Raw genomic sequence first — 18209 nt, 5'->3', positions numbered from 1 at the left:
GAAGGGATCGAATTGCGTCAAGTTTTGAAACAATTTAGCGATGGATGGAGGGTTAGTGCATGACACAGGTGGCAGGGGGCTTGCCCCCGATAGCAGTGGGTCAGGCAAACAAGCTGTTACTGGCACACCGTAATCGGGGGCAAGCCCCCTCCCACATTTGGATCGGTGTCAGCTTCAGGATTGTTGTGCGGCCTCGCCATCCAGGTGGCGCTGCCGATTCGAGTGATGGGCATATCCGACTGTCGCCAAGGTGACCCCCCCCAAAAAAACCCAGGCGATTAGCGCCCAGATTTTTTTACTGCTCACCTTTTTTTACAAAACACCATTTTCAAAAGATTTTTTTACACCCCTCGGCCATCCCGCAACATCAGATTCAACTCATCCACCACCTCCGCCCAATCCGCATCGTCCAAGATTTCCTCACGCAAAAATGCTTTCTGGCTGTCTGTCCAGAAAAACGCCTCTGCCAACTTCAAATCCGGCTTGAGTGGTGAGTGGGCGGTCACAAACTGATCAATACTGACCGGGTCATCCGGCAGTCCAAGCTGTTTGAACAGTGACGGCAAGCTGTGCACGGGCGATTCCATGGTGGGCTCCTGAGAAGATGAATGCCCAGAGTCTAGTTCAGGCGCCAGCCAGGCCAGTAATCGCTCGACGCCCTGTTTCACCGACAGCACGCCGGTGTCCAACACCAGCGATGCCAGGGGCGGCGGTTCATAGGGGGAGCCAATGCCGGTAAACCCCGGCAACTCGCCTTTACGCGCACGGGCGTAGTGCCCCTTGGGGTCGCGGCTTTCGCACACTGCCAGTGAGGCGCTGCACCACACTTCGCGATAATCGTCACCGAGGCGTTCGGCAAACACCGCGCGCAGGTCCGTCAGTGGCGCAATCATTGCCAGGATCACAATCTGCCCGTTATCCACCAGCAGCGCCGCCAGTTCGCTGGCGCGGCGGATGTTTTCCAGGCGGTCCTTATCGGAAAAACCCAGGTCTCGATTGAGGCCGCCGCGTAGGCTGTCGCCGTCGAGTACCAGGGTCTGTCGGCCCTGTTCGAACAAGGCGGCTTGCAGGCCCTGGGCCAGGGTGGACTTGCCCGAGGCCGGCAGGCCGGTGAGCAGGATCGCCACGCCGCGATGCCCATTGCGGGCTTCGCGGTGACGGCGCGTGATGCTCGCCGTCGGCGCTACCAGGTTATTGAGCGACGGCACGGGGCACCGGCGCGGCAATATTGCCCGCCGCCCAAGCCGATTCGCGGCTGGCCAGGGCGCTGGCGATGCTTTGCACGCGGTCGGAGTCCAGTTGCTCCGGCAGCGGGTCGAGACCGGCGCTGGCGAAGATCTGCCCGTAGGCGTTGCGCAGATCGGCGTAGGCCAGGTCGCGGCGCAGGTCGGCCTGCAAGGTGTTGAGTTCACCCTGGATCAGGTCCAGCTCACCGATCCCGGCGGCCTCATGACGGTTGCGCAATTGACCGAGGATTTGCCCGTCGATATCGGCAAGTTGTTCGCTGGTTTTGAACTGGCGCACCGCGTCCTGAAAGTTGGCGTTGGCCACGTAGAGTTGCGCGAGCACGGCAATCGACATCGCCTGGCGCCGGGCGGTGGCGACTTCTTCACCGGCCTTGGCCACGTCGATGGCCGCCGGGGCGGAGATCACATTGAACAGGTTCCAGGTGACCTTGGCGCCGTAGTCGGCCCAGCGGTTGTCCACTAGAAACGAGTTGCTGTCGTAATGCCCGCCGGCCGAAAACTCCAGCCCCGGCAGCAAGCGCAGCATGGCTTTACGGGTTTCGGCGGCGCTGATGCGGGTCTGGTAATCCTGCTCGCGCAGTTCCGGGCGGTTGGCCAGGGCTTCCTGCTCCAGGCTGGCCAGGTTCACCTTGAGCTGAGGAACGCTGTAGTCATCGGGCGTGGCCAGTTTCAACTCAGTGCCCATGGGCAGATTGATCAGGGTCGACAGCTCGGTCTTGGCCAACGACAGGGCCCGGCGTTGCTCTTGCAACTGGCGTGTGGCTTCGATCAACGCACGCTGATAGCCGAGCGCCTGGACCGGGTCGCCGATACGCTGTTCGCTCATGCTCTGGCTATTGGCCTGGGCCTGGTCGACACGGGTCATGAGGCTGTCGATCTGGGTCAGCAGACGCTCGGCGGCCACCGCGCGCCAGTAGGCGGAACGCACGTCCTGCACGATGGTGTTGATCACCTTGCGTCGACGTTCCTGGATGATCAGGCGCTGATCGCCCTGCTGCTTGGCGCTGATGTAACTCACGCCGAAGTCGAGCACGTTCCACACCATGGTCAGGTCGGCCACGCGACGGTCGCGGTCCTGGGAGGTCGAGGGTTCCAGGGACTGGGTGCCGGTGAGCACACTCTGGCTGCTGGAGGCGTTGGTGTTGTTACGCCCGGCATAGCCAGCGGACAGGGCCATGCGCGGCAGCATGTCGAAACTGGACAGGTCGGATTGACGCTTGGCCAGCGCCTCTTCCATCACCTTCAAACGGCCTTCGAGGTTGTACTTGACCGCGCGAGCCATGGCCTCGTGCAGGGTCAGCGGGCCGCTCAACGGTTCCTGATCCTTGTACATGCCGTGTAGATCGCTGCGCGCGCGTTGCTCGCTGACGCTGCGCTCGATGGGGTCACTGGTGACTGCGCACCCGCTGATTGCAAGAGCCAGCAAGCTGGCACCAAATAACTTTTGAGCTGTATTCATCCGTGGACTGCCCCTGTTCCTGCGTCTTTAATTGAGTGTGTTCAAGCCTGCATTTCGCTGATGCCGACCTGCTGCAGTGCCAGCGCCAAGTCCATGACCTGGCGCTGTTCTTTGTCGTTGATCTGGTGCAATTGCTGGCCGAAGGTCGGCGCACCCAGTGCACCGCCCGAGCTTTTGATCGACTTGCTGTCGAACGCTTTGGAGTCGCTCGCGTCACCGTGGTTTTCGCGGTTGAACAGGCCCGACAAGGTACTTGAACCAAACACCCCGCCATCGCCGCCGCCAAACCCAAGGAACCCAGAGGCACCCGCAGCATTGCCGCCATCGATGCCGAATACCTGGGCGATATAACTCGGCGCCAGGGCGTTGTTGCGGATAAAGATGTTGCCGATCGGTGGCAAGCCGCCACCCAATTCACGCTGCTCGAACAATGCCGGGAAGCCAATCGGCGAGCCCAAGTTGCCGCTGGGCGGGCCAAAGATGATCGGTTGCAGCGGCGCGTCCGGCGCACTCGGTGGCGCCATCGGGCCATCGACGCGGAACAGCGGGTCGCCGGTCAGCGCGACGGTGTTGATCGCGTAGTTGCCGGAGTTGCTGAAACCGCTTCCGGCATTGCCCGCCGCATCCGTCACCAGGCTGGTGTCGAGGGTGATGAAGTTGCTCGGGTCATTAAGGTTGGCCGTCGGCGTGAGAAGGGCCGTCCAGGTCTTGCCGCCATCGCTGGTGGACAGATTGGACAAGGTGCCGTTAGCCACGCTCAGGTCATCCAGGTCGAAGCCACTGACTTTCTCGCTGAAGGTGAACGTTACCGTGGTGGTCTGGCCGACAGTGAGGTTCGGGTTGGCGACGGAGATAGTCGCAGTTGGCCGGTCGGCGTCGAGCGCATAGTTGTTGGAAATCGCAATGCCTGCACCGGCATTGCCCGCAGCGTCGTTGACCAGGCCGTTGTCCAGCACCACCAGGTTGGTGGGGTCAGTAATTGCGCCGGTCGGCGTCAACGTGGCCGTCCAGGTCTTGCCGCCGTCGCTGGTGGCAAGGTTGGACAAGGTGCCGTTGGCCACGCTCAGGTCCGACAGGTCAAACCCGCTGACCGCTTCGCTGAAGGTCACAGTGACCGTGGTGGTTTGCCCGATGCCCAGGAGGGCGTCCGCCACGGTGATGGTCGCGGTCGGCCGCTGGGTATCGATGCTGTAGTTGTTGGAGTCCGTGGTGCCGACGCCACTGTTGCCCGAGGCATTTGTCACGCCGCTGTTGTCCAGCACGATAAGGTTGCTGGTGTCGGTGATATTGCTGGTCGGCGTGAGCGTCGCGGTCCAGGTAACGCCGCCATCGCTGCTGCTGACCGCACTCAGAGTCCCGTTGGCGAGGGTCAGGTCAGCGTTGGTAAAGCCGCTGACGGCCTGGCTGAAGGTGATGGTCACCTGGGTGGTTTCGCCCGCTTTCAGTTGCGTGTCGGCCACCACGACGGTTGCCGTCGGCACCTCGGTGTTCACGGCATAGTTGGCGGAGCTGGTGGTGCCGGTGCCGCTGTTGCCCGCCAGGTCGGAGATGCCGGTGTTGTTCAGCACGATCAGGTTGGTGGTGTCGGTCACACTCAACGTGGGCGTGAACGTTGCCGTCCAGGTGATGCCGCCGTCGCTGCTGCTGACGTTGCTCAGGCTGCCATTGGCCACGCTCAGGTCGCTGTTGTCGAAGCCGGTGACGGCCTCGCTGAAGGTGATGGTCGCCAATGAGGTTTCGCCCGGGCGCAGGTCGCTGTCGCTCATGACAATCGTGGCCGTCGGCCGCTGGCTGTCGACGCTGTAGTTGTTGGAGTCGGTGGTGCCTGCGCCTGCGTTGCCCGCCAGGTCGGTGACGCCGGTGTTGTCCAGGGTGATCACGTTGCTGATGTCGGTGATGCTGGCGGTCGGGGTGAACGTTGCGGTCCAGGTGATACCGCCGTCGCTGCTGCTCACCGTGCTCAGGGTGCCATTGGCAATGGTCAGGTCGGCGTTAGTGAAACCGCTCACCGCCTCGCTGAACGTGATGGTCACCAGTGAAGTTTGACCGAGGCTCAGCGCCGCATCCGCGACCACAATGGTGGACGTAGGACGCACAGTATCAATCGCGTAATTGTTCGAGTCGGTGGTGCCGCTACCAGCATTGCCCGAGGCGTTGCTCACACCGGTATTGTCCAGGGTGATCAGGTTGGTGGCGTCGGTGACGCTGGTGGTCGGCGTAAGGATCGCGGTCCAGGTGATGCCGCCATCGCCGCTGGTCACAGTGCTCAGGGTGCCGTTGGCGACGGTCAGGTCGGCGTTGGTGAAGCCGGTGACCGCTTCGCTGAAGGTGATGGTCACCAATGAACTCGCACCAATACTCAGGGCCGGGTTCCCCACGATGATGGTCGCCGTGGGTCGCACGGTGTCGATGGTGAAGTTACCCGAGTTGGTGATACCCGTGCCGGCGTTGCCGGCCAGGTCGCTCACGCCCGCATTGCTCAGGCTGATCAGGTTGGTGGTGTCGTGGACACCTGCGGTCGGCGTGAAGGTGGCGGTCCAAGTGATACCACCGTCGCTGCTGCTCACAGTGCTCAGGATGCCATTGGCCACGCTCAGGTCGCTGTTATCGAACCCGGTCACCGCCTCGCTGAAAGTGATAGTCACCAGTGAAGTTTCACCGGCGCTCAACACCGGATCGGCCACCACGATGCTCGCGGTCGGGCGCACGCTGTCGAGCGCGTAGGTGTTGGATTCGGTGATTCCGGAGCCGGCGTTGCCGGCGATATCGACCACACCGGTGTTATCCAGGACGATCCGGTTGTTGTTCTGGCTGACTCCCGCTACCGGCGTCATGGTCGCGGTATAGGTGATGTTGTCGCTGGTGCTCAGGCTGCTGAGGGTACCGTTGTCGGTGGTCAGGTCGGCCAGACTCAAACCCGTCACCGCTTCGCTGAAGGTGATGGTCACCAGGGATGTGCTACCGATGCCCAGGTGCTCGTTGGTCACCACCACGGTGGCGGTCGGGCGCTGGGTGTCGATAGCGTAGTTGTTGGAAGCGCTGCTGCCCCAACCCGTATTGCCCGAAACCGCCGCCTGGACCCCGCTGTTGTCGAGGGTGATCTGGTTGGTGGCGTCGGCGAGGTTGTTGCTCGGCGTGAAGGTCGCGGTCCAGGTGATGCCGCCATCCATGGTGGTTACCCCGCTCAGGGTGCCGTTAGTGATGGTCAGGTCGGCGTTGCTGAAACCGGTGACCGCCTCGTTGAAGGTGATGGTCACCAGGGACGTGCCGCCGATATTCAACGCTGGATTCGCCACCACGACAGTCGCCGTCGGCAGTACGGTGTCGATGGTGAAGTTGGCCGACTGGGTCGTGCCGGAGCCCGCGTTGCCAGCAAGATCACTGACACCGGCATTGGCCAGGGTGATGGCATTGGTTGCGCTGTTGGTATTCGTAGCCGGCGTGAAGGTCGCGGTCCAAGTAATGCCGTCGGCGCTGTTCAAGCCGCTCAGGCTGCCTTGACTGACATTCAGGTCGGCCAGGCTGAAACCGCTCACCGCTTCGCTGAAGGTGATAGTCACTAGCGAGGTTTGCCCAGCGGTCAGCACCGGGTCAGCGACAACGATGGTCGCGGTCGGCCGCTCGGTGTCGATGCTGTAGGTGTTGGAACTGGTGGTGCCGGTGCCGATATTACCGCTGGTGTCGCTGTAGGCGGTGTTGTCCAGGGTGATCAGGTTGGTGGCGTCGGTGGTGCTCGCGCTCGGGGTAAAGGTTGCGGTCCAGGTGACGCCGCCGTCGAGGCTGCTCACCGGCGACAGCGTGCCGTTGGCGATCGTCAGGTCGGCGTTGGTGAATCCGACCACGGCTTCCGAAAAGGTAATGGTCACCTGCGAGGTGTCGCCGATTTTCAGCGTGTCGTTGGTGACTACAACGGTCGCCGTCGGGCGCACGCCATCGATGGCAATGTTGTTGGAGGTGGTGGTACCGCTGCCGGCGTTGCCAGCTGCATCCTGGACCCCGGTGTTGTCCAAGGTGATGTGGTTGCTTGCGCTGACGATTGCGGCGGTCGGCGTGAAGATGGCGCTCCAGGTGATGCCGCCATCACTGGTGATGACCGGGCTCAGGGTGCCGTTGGTCACCGTCAAATCATTGTTGGTAAACCCGGTCACGGCTTCGCTGAAGGTGATGGTCACCAGCGACGTTTGGCCGATCCCCAGGTTGGTCGCGCTGAACACAATGGTCGCGGTCGGCCGCACGGTATCGATGGCGTAGGTGTTGGACTGGGTCGTGCCGCTGCCAGCATTGCCCGCACCATCGGTAATCAACGTGTTGTTGAGCGTGACGAAATTACCGCTGTGGTTGACCGCGGCGTTGGGTGTGAGGACTGCCGTCCAGTGGGTGCCATCGACCTGGACTAGATTGCTCAGGCTGCCATTGGATGCGCTCAGGTCGGTCAGGTCCAGGTCGTTGACCGTTTCGCTGAAAGTGAGGTGTACCAGGGACGAACCGCCGATGTTGAGCGCGGTGTCGGATACCACGATGGTCGCGGTCGGCCGCACGGTATCGATCACGTAGGTGTTGGAGGTGGTCGTACCGCTGCCGGCGTTGGTCGCGATGTCGGTATAGAGCGTGTTGTCCAGGGTGATGCTGTTGCCGCTGGTGTCGTTGCCGGCAGCCGGGGTCAGGGTCGCGGTCCAGTGGATATTGTCGCTGGAACTCAGGTTGCTCAGGGTGCCGTTGGCCGCCGTCAAGTCCGACAGGCTGAAACCACTCACTGCCTCGCTGAACGTGATGTGTACCAGGGACGAGCCACCGGCTTTCAACGCCGGGCTGTCGACCACGATGGTCGCGGTCGGGCGTACGGTGTCGACGGTGTAGCTGTTGGACACGGTGGTGCCGATGCCCGCCACTCCCAGCGCTTGGCTGGTGACCCCGGTGTTGTCCAGGGTGATCTGGCCGGGCGTGCTGGCGACGTTCGAGTCCGGGGTGAAGGTCGCGGTCCAGGTCTTGCCACCGTCGCTGGTGGTCAGGTTAGTGAGTGCGCCGTTGGTAGCCGTCAGATCGGCCAGGGTGAAACCGTTGACTGCCTGATTGAAGGTAATGGTTACTACCGAACTCGTACCCAGGTGCTGGCCCGGGGTCGCAACCACGATGGTCGCGGTCGGAGCCGGGGCGTAAGCCGTGTTCACCGTGCCGCCGTCATTGAAGATGTTGTTCACGGCCGCTACGGAGGCGCCCGTGGAACCGCCGCCCAACGCAGGGCCACCGGAGCCGCTGCCACCGACGTTGCCGCTCATGGCCGCAAAGTTGGCAGCCGTCATCAACAGCGTGCCTTTGTTCCAGATCGCTCCGACGCCTTTGCCGGCCGCGCCACCCGAATCGGCGGAACCACCCAGGCCCCCACCGCCACCACCCCCGCCGCCGGCAGCGATGTTGTTGGTAATCACCGACGTGCCGACAACGGTCAATGTGCCGGTGCTGCCATTGTAGATACCGCCACTGGCCGAGGCGCCCGCACGGCCAGGTTTGTCCCAACCGGAGCCGCCACCACCGCCGCCAATGGAAATAGTGCCATTGTTCGCCGTGCCACCGGCCCCGCCATTGCTGTAGTTGGCTACGCCCACCCCCCCTGCGCCGCCGACGCTGGTACCGCCTTTGCCGCCCATGTAACTGGGGTGATAGCCGCCGCCGGTGCCGCCGGCGTTGGCAGTGCCGGAAGTACCGCCATACACGCCGGTCCCAAAGCCTGAAGAACCACCGTGACCACCGAATTGTCCGCCGAGAGCGCCGCCCCCGCCACCCCCGCCACCGACCGCGCCACCGACGTAAGGCGCGGTAACTCCGCCACCGCCGCCGCCACCCGAGGCTGCGTTACTGGTGACGGTGACATTGGTCAAGGTCAGGTTACCGAAGTTGACAATACCGCCGCCCATCGCCGCCGTTCCGTCGGTCCCCGCCGCAGCGCCGTTGCCGGCTACCAGGCCCTTGGTGATGATCAGGCCATCCAGGGTCGCGGTGACCCCGGAGTTGACCAGCAGTACCTGGGTTTTGTACTGCCCGCTGAGGGTCACGTCCGCCACACCATCATTGTTGCGATCGCCGTCGATGGTGAGGTTCTTGCTGATGATCAGCTGGCTGTTGAGGTTGATCGTCATGTCAGCACCGAAGGCCACGGTATCCCCCGACACCGCGGAGCTCAGGGCCTGCCGCAAGCTGCCGACACCGCTGTCGCCATTATTGAGCACCGTGACCGTCGCCAGGCTGTACTGATACCCCGACATGCTCCCGTAGGCCAGCGCGGTGCGGCTCTCGATGGAGCCGGTGGCGATTTCCAGGGTCCAGTCGCTGCCCGCGCCGGTGCGGTTGCTGGACGCGGCAATATCGCGCCCGGTCAGCTGCGCCAGCGAGTCGACAAAGTTGACGCCCCTATCGCCCGCTGCCGTGTTGCAGGCGTAGATCAGGATGTCGCCGCCGACGTTCATGTCCTGCCCGATCTGCGCCAGCACCTCGCTACGAGCTGCGATGTTGTCTGCCGATAAATAGGTGTTGCCCAGCCACAGGTCACCCGAGTTGCCGTGGGCGATGATCTGCACCGAGCTGACGCCCTGGTGGCTGCCCAGGTAATCGGCGATCTGTTGCAGGCCGTCCTTGCTCGCATCCAACTGCACCACCTGGGTGCCGGGGGCGACGCCTTTGAGCAACTCGGCGGAGTCCTTGACCCGTGCATCGACGAATACGACTGACTCACCCGGCACAGTGACCGGGGCCGGAGTCACGGGTGCATCGGTTTGCCCGTGGGTTTCGCCGACGGCGCCGGCGTGCTCGGCGGTCGGCGCCTTGGCGGCCGCATCGGCAGCCGTGGCATGGCTGTCGGCCTGCGCCACATCAGCCACCGTGGCGGCGACCGCGCCGTCGAACAGCATGCGCGGTTCCAGGGACATGATCATCGGCGTCGCCTGCGTGCGCGCGCGCGTTGTCGTTTGCCGTGCCTTGCCTTTGCTCCACCACATGCTGCTCACCCGCTTGTCGAATGCTGATACCCACAAATAAAAAAACCGCGATCAACTGATCGCGGCGTCGGCTTTGGTGCGAATCACATTGGCAGCGCTCAAGCTGCCGTCACGCCAGAAATCCATATGGGCGAACTGCTCGAACAGATCCGGCGGCAGCAGGCTGCGCCGCGCTTGCAACGCCACCTGTGGTTTGACCCGATGCAGACCGGCTACGCCCAGGTCCTGGTCGAAATCCGGTGCGTCGTAGCTGAGGTTGTCGAAGTCATGCTCGAACCACGGCTCACCGATGAATTCGTAGACCAGTCGCATGACCCGCTCGGGGGCCTGGGCCAGCAGGTCGTAGTCGACGATCAGCATCGAGCCGGCGTGTTCACCGTAGTACGCCTCTTTGAGCGCCGACCATGCATACCCGACCATGCGGTTGCGCTGGGCCAGGGTCTCGACACGGCTGTACACCGTGTTGCGCTCGACATCGTCGTTGAACAGCTTGGTATTTTCGAAGGGATTGGCGCGGTACAGGCGCTCCAGGCTGTCCATGATCCATGCGACGTTGCGCACGCAGGCGATGACTTTGGCTTGGGGAAACAGGTCATGCAGCGCCGGCATGCGCGCGCACCACTGGCGATTGGTGTCGAACACCACGGGCGTGGCGGTTTTGTCGGCGTAGTAGGAATCGAACAGGCCGCGCAGCAGGCGGCGGCGGGTGTCGGCGTCAATCACCGAGCCAAATTCACTGCCGGCGCTGCACTGCGCCAGCACGCCATTGAATAGGAGGCCCACGGGGCTACTCATGCCCGCATGAAAGCGCGGGTTCTGCAGCAAGATGGCAGAAAGCAAGGTCGAGCCGGAGCGCGGCAAGCCGGAAATAAAGTGATACGGCAATCCATTCACCACTTTGTAGGACAATTCCTTTGTCACCAAGATTAGCTCAGGATTGCTACAGCCACTAGTATGAAATTGCCACTACTCGCATCCGATTTAATACTGTTTCGAAATTAACTCAGGCTGCATAGAGTCAGGCCCCACACACAGCAAAAACAGCCGCGCCCGCGCACCGCCGCCATCTTGCTGCAACACTTGGCGCCAACCGTCGGGAATCGGCGCGAAATCATCCGGCATTTCGTTGCTACTGATCAGCCAGACACGGCGGGTCTGGGCGGGTAAAGCCGACAGACGGTCGAGGTAAATGCGTCCACCGTCCTGATCCACCAGGGTGCCGAAACCATAGGCGTTTGGCCGGGTCAGTGTGCCGTCGGGCTTGGGCGGAGTGTAGAGCTGCAACTGGGCGTCGGTCTGGTCGTAATACACGTAGCTCAAGTACCACATCATGTCGCTGAGCACGATGCGATCGCCTTCCTGGTAATTGCGATTGACGAACTCCACCGGCACGTTGAATTGGTCATGCACATCCACCGTGGCGTTGTTCTTCAAACCCAGCAGCTCAACGCCGACAAATACCACGAGCAACGCCGCCCCGAGCCACGACAGGCGCGTCGGCAGACGCTCGATGGCCAGGGCAATGAGCATTGGCAAGCCGAGGGCATACACCGTCAGGTAACGTTCGATGAACACAGGCGATACAAACGACACGCCGTATACCACCAGCAGCGGCAGCATAAAAAACAGCGCCAGCAGACAGGCCGGAGAGTAACTATCCCGTTCCTTCCAGACGGTCACCGCGACCGCCGCCACCAGCGATAGCGGAAACAGCCAGAACAGCGGTGCCCAGAAGCCGACACCTTCATCCTGCAGCACGAACTGCCAGATCATCGAAGGCACAGAGGTCAGCGTGACCGGGTCTTCCCAGCCAATATCACCGCCGACCTTGAGCTGTTCGACATGCTGGACAAGATCCAGCAGGTTCGGCAGCCAAGGCAGGTACAACGCGACAATCGCGGCATTTGCGCACCACCACACCGGACGCGTGAGCAGGCGCTGGCCGGGCGCCTGGGAGCGGCACAACACGCCCAGCCAGGCCCAGTGCACCAGCACGCACAACGCTGTGAAGTAGTGGGTATAAAAACCGGCCGCCATCAACAACACATAAGCCACCAGGCACCGCGTGCGCTCGGGCTGGCGCACCCAGTACACCAGCGCCAGCGTGGCGCCCAGCAGCCACACGGCCAGCAGCGAATACATGCGCACTTCCTGGTTGTAGCGCACGGCGCTTGGGAACAACGCCAGCAGCACGCCCGCCAGCGCGGCAGCGCGGCGTGTGGACAGTTGCCGCATCAGCCACACGCCCAGGCCCACGGCGACCACGCCGGGGATCGCACTCATGGCACGAATCGACCAGATGCCGTCGCCAAACAGCTCGATCCAGCCACGTAACATGAAAAAGTACAGCGGCGGGTGCACGTCATGGGCCGCGTGAAACCACAGGTCGTCTACGGCATATTCGCTCAGCAGCAGGCTCGAACCTTCGTCGCCCCAGATCGCCGCGGCCGTCAAGCCATAGAACCGCGTGGCTATGGCCAGCGCGAGGATCGGCACCCACCATAACCGGCTCAGCCAACGGCTGCCTTCCCAGGCGCCCGCTACGGCAAATGGGCCCACTTTTTCGTCTTGCTCGACCACAGACCGTCGCACCTCAAATCCCCTGATACCGCCGGTTTCCCGGGTAAACGCCACACATGCGCAAACACGCGCAACTCTAGGGCAAAAGCCCAGGTTTCGCTCGCGGTTTCGCAACCGTTGGGCGTAGCGCAAATGTGCGTCTACGCTTTGCGATGGCGCCCGATCGATAGGCGTCGTCCAAGACCCTAGAGCTCACACAAGGATTCGCGACTCATGGAAGTATTTATCGGCACCATCCAGTCTTTTGCCTTTAACTACGCACCCAATGGCTGGGCGTTATGCAATGGCCAGATCGTGGCTGTGCAACAGAACGCCGTGCTGTTTTCGTTGATTGGCACCTTCTACGGCGGCAACGGTCAGTCCACCTTCCAACTGCCGAACCTGCAAAGCCGCGTGCCGGTGGGCATGGGCCAAGGCACGGGGCTGTCGCCCCATGCGATCGGTGCATTCTCGGGCAGCGAGTCGGTCACGCTGCTGGCCGGCAACCTCCCCGCCCACACCCATGGCGCAGGCACACTCGCAGGCAACACCACGGTGCAACTGACCAGCGTAGTCAGCAACCCAGTAACGGTGCCTACGCCTACCAATGCCTACATCGGCGCCTCTGGCCCAGGACCGGGCAGCGCTACGATCTATTCCGATCAACAAGGCGCCAACCCGGTACCACTCAAGGGCGTCACCAGCGCTTTGAGCGGCGAGACGGCCAGCGCCGGCCAGAGCCAGGCCGTTGGCATTATGAACCCCTATCTGGCGATCAACTTCAGCATTGCCTTGGAAGGACTTTATCCTTCACGCCCATGATGCCCCCCGGCCGAGGCCCATGGGCCTCGGCACTTCCGATGCGGAGCCGAACCATGTTGAATCAGGTCACCCTCGAACACTTTCGCCCCTTGCTGACCCAGCCTAGCGTGCTGTACCTGCCGGATGGCTCGGCACTTCAAATTCAGGTCCAGGGGCTGCGCCCGTCGCCACAGTCCGGTTTCCCGGGCAGCGTACGCGAGGGCTTCAGTGTGTCTCTCAACAGCCTCGGCCCGACGGAGTTCGTCGACGGTTTATGCCGCATGCCCTTGCCGGATGTGTGCCTGGAACACGTGTTCGTGTCCCGCGAGCCCGCCATGGGGCGTGACGGCGAGCGCGGTTACTTTTGCATCGTGTTCAACTGAGGCGGGTACCACACCAACCGCTGCGCCGCCGGTGTCTGTTCTTCCACACGAAACCCCAGCGCCAGGTAATGCTGGCGCGCATGGGGGTTGCTCGCCCACACCACCGTCGCCACCGGACAGCACACTTGGGTGGCGGCCTGCTGAACGCTATGCAGCATCGCCCGACCAAAGCCCTGGCCACGTGCGGCGGGGATAAGCGCCAGGTACAACACTCGAATTTCATTGGCGCCGAAGTCGGCACTCAAGGCACCGATGGGCGTGCCGAGCTTTTCCACCACGTAATGCAGGGCCCCTGGAAACTGTTGGTCCATGCCCCGCTCCTGCACCTGGAACTGCTGGGCGATGACCTCTTCTACCTTCTCTCGCTCGCCGTCGATCCACTGCAGATCCGCCCGCGCCGAATGGTAGAGCTTCTGCAAAAACGGCCCGTCGCTGGCCCGTGACGGGCGCATCGCTAAGCCCTGCGCCAACCCGCCCTGATTGTTCATCATCGTCTGCACTCCTTGTCAGAATCCGCTTTCCCTAACGCCCAACGCCACCGCTCGACGCCAGGCCGTGCCCAGCACCGACTCGCTGCGTCCTTGCAATAGCACCACGCCGCGCAACGGCTGCCGGGGGGTGTCGATCGTCCGCAGGCTTTTGAGACGCACGCCGTATTGCGCCTGTACCGGCGCAGGACGCTGGTTTTCGTCGCGGCGTACGGCTATTGGCCCGTGATGGTCGGAGGTCAGCGCCTCCTGATCCAGATAAGCCACGCCGTTTGCGTCAACGTCGGTCAATTCAACGGGGATCGCGGCGCGCATCGGGTCATCGGCGATAAACCGCCCGGTCGCCCCTGGTCCGACTCGCCACAACTCGGCCTCGGCCAGGTAGCCACGCAGGCGCGCGCCATCCTCCACCACCTGCACCAGCGCATCCTTGGGCGACAGCCAGCGACCCACGTCCAATTGCGGCAATACATCGCGCACGGTGCCCGCATGGGGGGCGCGCAACAGCAGGCGTTCGCGTTGGGCAGCGAGGCCGCGGTATTCGGCCAGGGCCTGGGACAGGCGCTGATCGATGATCCCGGCGTCGGCCGCCGTTTCACTGCGTCCAGCCTGGCGGCGCATCTGCAATTGCAGGATCTCGACTTCGCGCCGCACGATGCTTTGGCGCGCGTCGAGGTCCGGCGATTCCAGTTCGATCAGCACCTGGCCCTGGGTCACCGCCTGCCCGTCCACCACCCGCAATGCCTTGACCCGCGCCGCCACCGGCGCATGCAAGGCACTGACACGACCCGCTTCGAGCATGCTCGGCAGTTCCACCGCGCTGCGCCACGGCACCACCAGCGCCAGCACGATCAGCCCCAACCCGAGACTGCTAAGCAACACCCGGGGCGCATGGGCCTGGCTGCGACGGCTCCACCATTCGTGCCATTCCTTGTAGATCGGCAGGCAGATAAACCACACCAATTCCACCAGCATCAGGAAGATTCCGAGCAGCTTGAAGAACAGGTGATAGACGGCCAACGCGATCCCCAGAAACAGCGCCGCACGCCACAGCCACGCCAGGTAGCCCCACCACAACAGGCGTCGCTGCAAAGCCGGCGACCACGGCTCCGGGGCCGGTTCGCCATAGCCGAACAGCAGTTCGCGCAGACGCCAGCGGCACAGCGCGAAGGCACGGCCTTGCAGGTTGTCCACGCCCCATAAATCGCTGATCAAAAAGTAACCATCAAAGCGCATGAACGGGTTGAGGTTGATCGCCAGGGTGGTCAGCCAGGTGGCGCTGGCCAGCATGAACGCCGCCGTGCGCGCCGGTCCATCCGGCAACAGCGACCAGGCGAGCAAGGCGATACACGCCAGCAGCAGCTCGGCCATCACCCCGCCGGCCCCGATCATCAAGCGGGCGCGGCGATCATTGACGCGCCAGGCGTCGCTGACGTCGGTGTAGAACATCGGCAACAGCACCATGAAGGCCACGCCCATGCTTTGCACCCGACAACCGGCGCGCTTGGCCATGAAGGCATGGCCGAATTCATGGCACAACTTGGCGAAGAACAGTGCCACACCAAACGCCAGGGCGCCGCCGAGGCTGAACAGGTGCGGGAACGTCGCCAGGAAGCGCTGCCAATCGCGCGCCACCAAAAACACCCCAAGACCGAGGGTCATCGGCAAACCGTAGCGCAACAGGCCCGGACCAAACCGCGCCAACCACGGCCAGGCGCGATTGAGGAACGTGTCCGGGCGCCACAGTGGGATGCGGAAAAACAGGTATTGATGCAGCAGCACCTGCCACAGGCCCTGCTTCTGGGCGGCGGCTTTATACAGATAGCTGGCGCGTTGCTCGGGGTCGAGGGCAGCGATCAGGTCGTGGGCGCGTAGAAAACTCAGCAGCTCGGTGACTTCGCTGTTCCCCAGGGGCAAGCCCGGCTCGCGGTTGGCAGCTTGCAGGACTTTTTCCGGGTCGCCCAGGGACCAATGCCGCAACAGACGGATGGCCGTGGCGCCCAGCTTGAAATAGCGCCCACGCACTGGGTCGGCGAGGGTCCAGCGCGGCGAGCCATCCAATGCCGCGCCGGCGCTGGACAGTTGCAGGTCGTCACGCAGCTTGGGCAGGCTCATCAGAGGCCCACGCTTTGGCGCAGGCCCGCCAACGGTCGCCGCAGCAGGTACAGGGCCAGCGGCGCGCGGTCGCCATACAGCTTCGCAGTGCCACGCAGGCCGATCCGCGGCGGCGCGTCATCGAACTGCGCATCCAAGCGATAGGCCAACTGCCCGCCCGGCGTGGGCTGCGCTTCGTACGCGGCGCGTTGCAGGGTGGCGAGGTGACGTTGCAACGGGTCGCTGTCGAGGAATAGCGCGACCTGCGCGTCGGGCGCCAGGGCAATCGCATCGCCTACCGCCAGTTCGATGCGCAACTCGGCCTGGCCGGGGTCGGCGATCTGCAACAGGCGCTCGCCGGTTTGCACCGGTTTGCCGGTCCAACGCTCGGCGTCGGCAAACACCGCGATGCCGTCGCGCTCGGCGCGCACTTCGCTGCGCTTGAGCAGCTCGCGGGCGTAGTCGCGTTCGGCGCGTTTTTGCTCGACGCGCGCGGCCAGCAAGTCGATGCGCGAGCTGGATTCGGCATCGGCAAAGGCACGCTGGGAATTGGCCTTGAGCTCCGCCTCCGCCACACCTAGGGCCCGCGCCGCCACGTCCGCCTGGGCGGTCAGGGTAGTGCTTTCAAAACGCAGCAGCAGGTCGCCGGATTTCACGCTCTGGTTGGGTTTAACCAAGAACTCGGCAATCACCCCATCCAAGGGTGCCGCGACGACTTGTCCAGCCAGCGGCACCACTTCGGCGGGCGCCAGCACCGACTGGCGCACCGGGATAAGCAACATCAGCAGCAACCCGACCCCCACCGCCACCTGACGTTTGCGGGTCAGGCGCAGGCGCCACGGCTGGCGCGGTTGCAACGCATGCCAGGCATGGCTGTAGGTGTCGCCCAATTGCGCCAGCAAGACTTGCTCTGCCGGGTTCCACGGCGTATCCCGCGCCAGCCACAGGCCACCAAACACCTGGCCCTGGGGGTTGATCAGCGGCAACCAGAACACCTGTTCGGCCGACAGGCTCTGCCAGTCGGCGCGCACGGCATCGCTCAATTGCTCGGCAGGCACCACGCGCGCGGTCTGGCCGAGGTCGAGCGAGTGCAACTGCCCCACCGCATGCTCGACAAACGCCACGAACGGCGCGTTCGGGTCGATGCTGCTCACTGCTGTGACCGCCTGCACCTTACCGGCAATCAACAATGCAGCGTGGCGATAGCCGAACAGCGCTTGCCCATCGTTGACCAAGCTGTAGGCCAATTGCTCAGTGGAGCGGGCGGCGCGGGTCTGGCGTTCGAGGTCCAGAAATTGCGCGAACACCCGCTCGGTGTTCCCCGCCATGGGTGCGTTCATTGCAGTTGCGCGAAGTGGGCGGTGCCGCTCATACCCGCCATCAAGCCGGTGGCATTGGGCAAGGTGGCGACCAGCAGCAGCGTCTGACTGCCCTCGTCGATGCGTGCGCCCTGGCGTTTGACGGTAGCGCTGAACGCCTGGCCAGTTTCATCCGGAGTAAAACTGAACGTCTGCCCCGGCTTGAGCTTGCCCATCCAGCGCGACGGCACCAATAGGTGAATTTCCAGGCTGCGGTTATCGACGATTTCCAGCAGCGGCGCGCCGGCCGAGACGCTTTCATAGCGTTGCACTTTGCGCTGCACCACTTGACCGTCATACGGCGCCAGCACATTGCAGCGTTTGACTTGTACCTGGTAGACCTGGGACTGGGCCTGGGTCTCGCTCAACCGCGCTTCGGCGCGGGCCACTTCAAAGCGTCCGACTGAATTGAGCGCCGCCAACTGTTTGTTGTGCGCCAGTTCTTCCCCGGCACCACGGCTGGCGGCTTGGGCGGCGTTCAATTGGGCCTGGTAGGCCGAACAATCGAAACGCGCCAGGGTGTCGCCTTTTTTGAACGTCTCACCCTCGCTGAACGGCAACTCGACGATGCGCCCGGACAGCTCACTGGCCAGCATCGCCTGGTCGCGGGCACGCAACACGCCCCGCGCTTCGCTGTCGGCACTGGCGGTGGTCGCAGGCGAATGATCCAACAACGGGTCTTCGGCCATGGCCAGCTGAGCCACGCCCAATATGCCGATAAAACCCAACGCCCATCCATGCAATTGCTTCATATGGTCGACTCCCTGACGATGACCGCAGTCTAAGTCAGCGAAATTAAATTGCCACTACCCCCAATCGGACAAATCGGCA

General features: G+C 63.3%; 11 protein-coding genes and 1 pseudogene. 2 read left to right on the top strand and 10 right to left on the bottom strand.

The window, feature by feature from the left end; genetic code table 11:
- Positions 1-341: 341 nt before the first annotated feature.
- The 6 genes and pseudogenes from ACFZPT_RS20675 to ACFZPT_RS20650 all read right to left on the bottom strand — a co-directional run bounded on the left by ACFZPT_RS20675 (position 342) and on the right by ACFZPT_RS20650 (position 12287).
- A complete protein-coding gene (locus tag ACFZPT_RS20675) occupies positions 342-587 on the bottom strand; it encodes a DUF2789 domain-containing protein (RefSeq protein ID WP_187697034.1) in 246 nt (81 codons plus the stop codon).
- A gap of 45 nt (positions 588-632) precedes the next feature.
- Positions 633-1208, bottom strand: a pseudogene (cysC, locus tag ACFZPT_RS20670) (adenylyl-sulfate kinase); the annotation flags it as partial.
- On the bottom strand, positions 1192-2706 hold the full coding sequence (locus ACFZPT_RS20665) for a TolC family protein (RefSeq protein WP_034095263.1): 1515 nt from the start codon (positions 2704-2706) through the stop codon (positions 1192-1194). The gene ACFZPT_RS20665 and the pseudogene cysC, both read right to left, overlap by 17 nt.
- 41 nt (positions 2707-2747) lie before the next feature.
- Positions 2748-9695, bottom strand: coding sequence for an Ig-like domain-containing protein (locus ACFZPT_RS20660; RefSeq protein WP_099312408.1), 6948 nt, complete (start codon positions 9693-9695; stop codon positions 2748-2750).
- Between the two features lie 51 nt (positions 9696-9746).
- Positions 9747-10589, bottom strand: coding sequence for a sulfotransferase (locus ACFZPT_RS20655; protein WP_236238726.1), 843 nt, complete (start codon positions 10587-10589; stop codon positions 9747-9749).
- Between the two features lie 87 nt (positions 10590-10676).
- The gene (locus ACFZPT_RS20650) at positions 10677-12287 is read right to left on the bottom strand and encodes a glycosyltransferase family 39 protein (RefSeq protein WP_099312406.1); all 1611 of its coding nucleotides are present in this window, start codon (positions 12285-12287) and stop codon (positions 10677-10679) included.
- Positions 12288-12488: 201 nt separating this feature from the next.
- Between ACFZPT_RS20650 and ACFZPT_RS20645 the strand changes: the two genes are divergently transcribed.
- Positions 12489-13076: a phage tail protein gene (locus ACFZPT_RS20645; RefSeq protein ID WP_034095260.1), complete on the top strand. Its 588-nt coding sequence runs from the start codon at positions 12489-12491 to the stop codon at positions 13074-13076.
- A gap of 53 nt (positions 13077-13129) precedes the next feature.
- Entirely contained in the window at positions 13130-13438 is a 309-nt protein-coding gene (locus ACFZPT_RS20640) for a hypothetical protein (RefSeq protein ID WP_034095259.1), read from the top strand.
- Here the strand turns inward: ACFZPT_RS20640 and ACFZPT_RS20635 are convergent.
- The 4 genes from ACFZPT_RS20635 to ACFZPT_RS20620 are packed head-to-tail and all read right to left on the bottom strand — an operon-like array spanning position 13414 to position 18067.
- Positions 13414-13929, bottom strand: a complete 516-nt coding sequence (locus ACFZPT_RS20635) for a GNAT family N-acetyltransferase (RefSeq protein WP_099312404.1) — start codon at positions 13927-13929, stop codon at positions 13414-13416. The genes ACFZPT_RS20640 and ACFZPT_RS20635 overlap by 25 nt on opposite strands.
- A gap of 15 nt (positions 13930-13944) precedes the next feature.
- Entirely contained in the window at positions 13945-16041 is a 2097-nt protein-coding gene (locus ACFZPT_RS20630) for an efflux RND transporter periplasmic adaptor subunit (protein WP_034095257.1), read from the bottom strand.
- Entirely contained in the window at positions 16041-17360 is a 1320-nt protein-coding gene (locus tag ACFZPT_RS20625; protein WP_034095256.1) for an efflux RND transporter periplasmic adaptor subunit, read from the bottom strand. Before ACFZPT_RS20625 ends, ACFZPT_RS20630 begins: the two co-directional genes overlap by 1 nt.
- Positions 17357-18067, bottom strand: coding sequence for an efflux RND transporter periplasmic adaptor subunit (locus tag ACFZPT_RS20620; protein ID WP_371918477.1), 711 nt, complete (start codon positions 18065-18067; stop codon positions 17357-17359). Before ACFZPT_RS20620 ends, ACFZPT_RS20625 begins: the two co-directional genes overlap by 4 nt.
- Between the last annotated feature and the right edge of the window lie 142 nt (positions 18068-18209).

This window comes from Pseudomonas sp. MD330_10 (assembly GCF_042610415.1).
In the GTDB taxonomy this organism is placed as follows: Bacteria; Pseudomonadota; Gammaproteobacteria; order Pseudomonadales; family Pseudomonadaceae; genus Aquipseudomonas; species Aquipseudomonas rhodesiae.
This window is presented reverse-complemented; position numbering and strand designations above follow the sequence as displayed.

Bases quoted from the DNA above. Each gene is read 5' to 3' on its own strand.
- ACFZPT_RS20675 (WP_187697034.1), bottom strand. From the start codon at position 587: ATGGAATCGCCCGTGCACAGCTTGCCGTCACTGTTCAAACAGCTTGGA.
- ACFZPT_RS20665 (WP_034095263.1), bottom strand. From the start codon at position 2,706: ATGAATACAGCTCAAAAGTTATTTGGTGCCAGCTTGCTGGCTCTTGCA.
- ACFZPT_RS20660 (WP_099312408.1), bottom strand. From the start codon at position 9,695: ATGTGGTGGAGCAAAGGCAAGGCACGGCAAACGACAACGCGCGCGCGC.
- ACFZPT_RS20645 (WP_034095260.1), top strand. From the start codon at position 12,489: ATGGAAGTATTTATCGGCACCATCCAGTCTTTTGCCTTTAACTACGCA.
- ACFZPT_RS20640 (WP_034095259.1), top strand. From the start codon at position 13,130: ATGTTGAATCAGGTCACCCTCGAACACTTTCGCCCCTTGCTGACCCAG.
- ACFZPT_RS20635 (WP_099312404.1), bottom strand. From the start codon at position 13,929: ATGATGAACAATCAGGGCGGGTTGGCGCAGGGCTTAGCGATGCGCCCG.
- ACFZPT_RS20630 (WP_034095257.1), bottom strand. From the start codon at position 16,041: ATGAGCCTGCCCAAGCTGCGTGACGACCTGCAACTGTCCAGCGCCGGC.
- ACFZPT_RS20625 (WP_034095256.1), bottom strand. From the start codon at position 17,360: ATGAACGCACCCATGGCGGGGAACACCGAGCGGGTGTTCGCGCAATTT.
- ACFZPT_RS20620 (WP_371918477.1), bottom strand. From the start codon at position 18,067: ATGGCCGAAGACCCGTTGTTGGATCATTCGCCTGCGACCACCGCCAGT.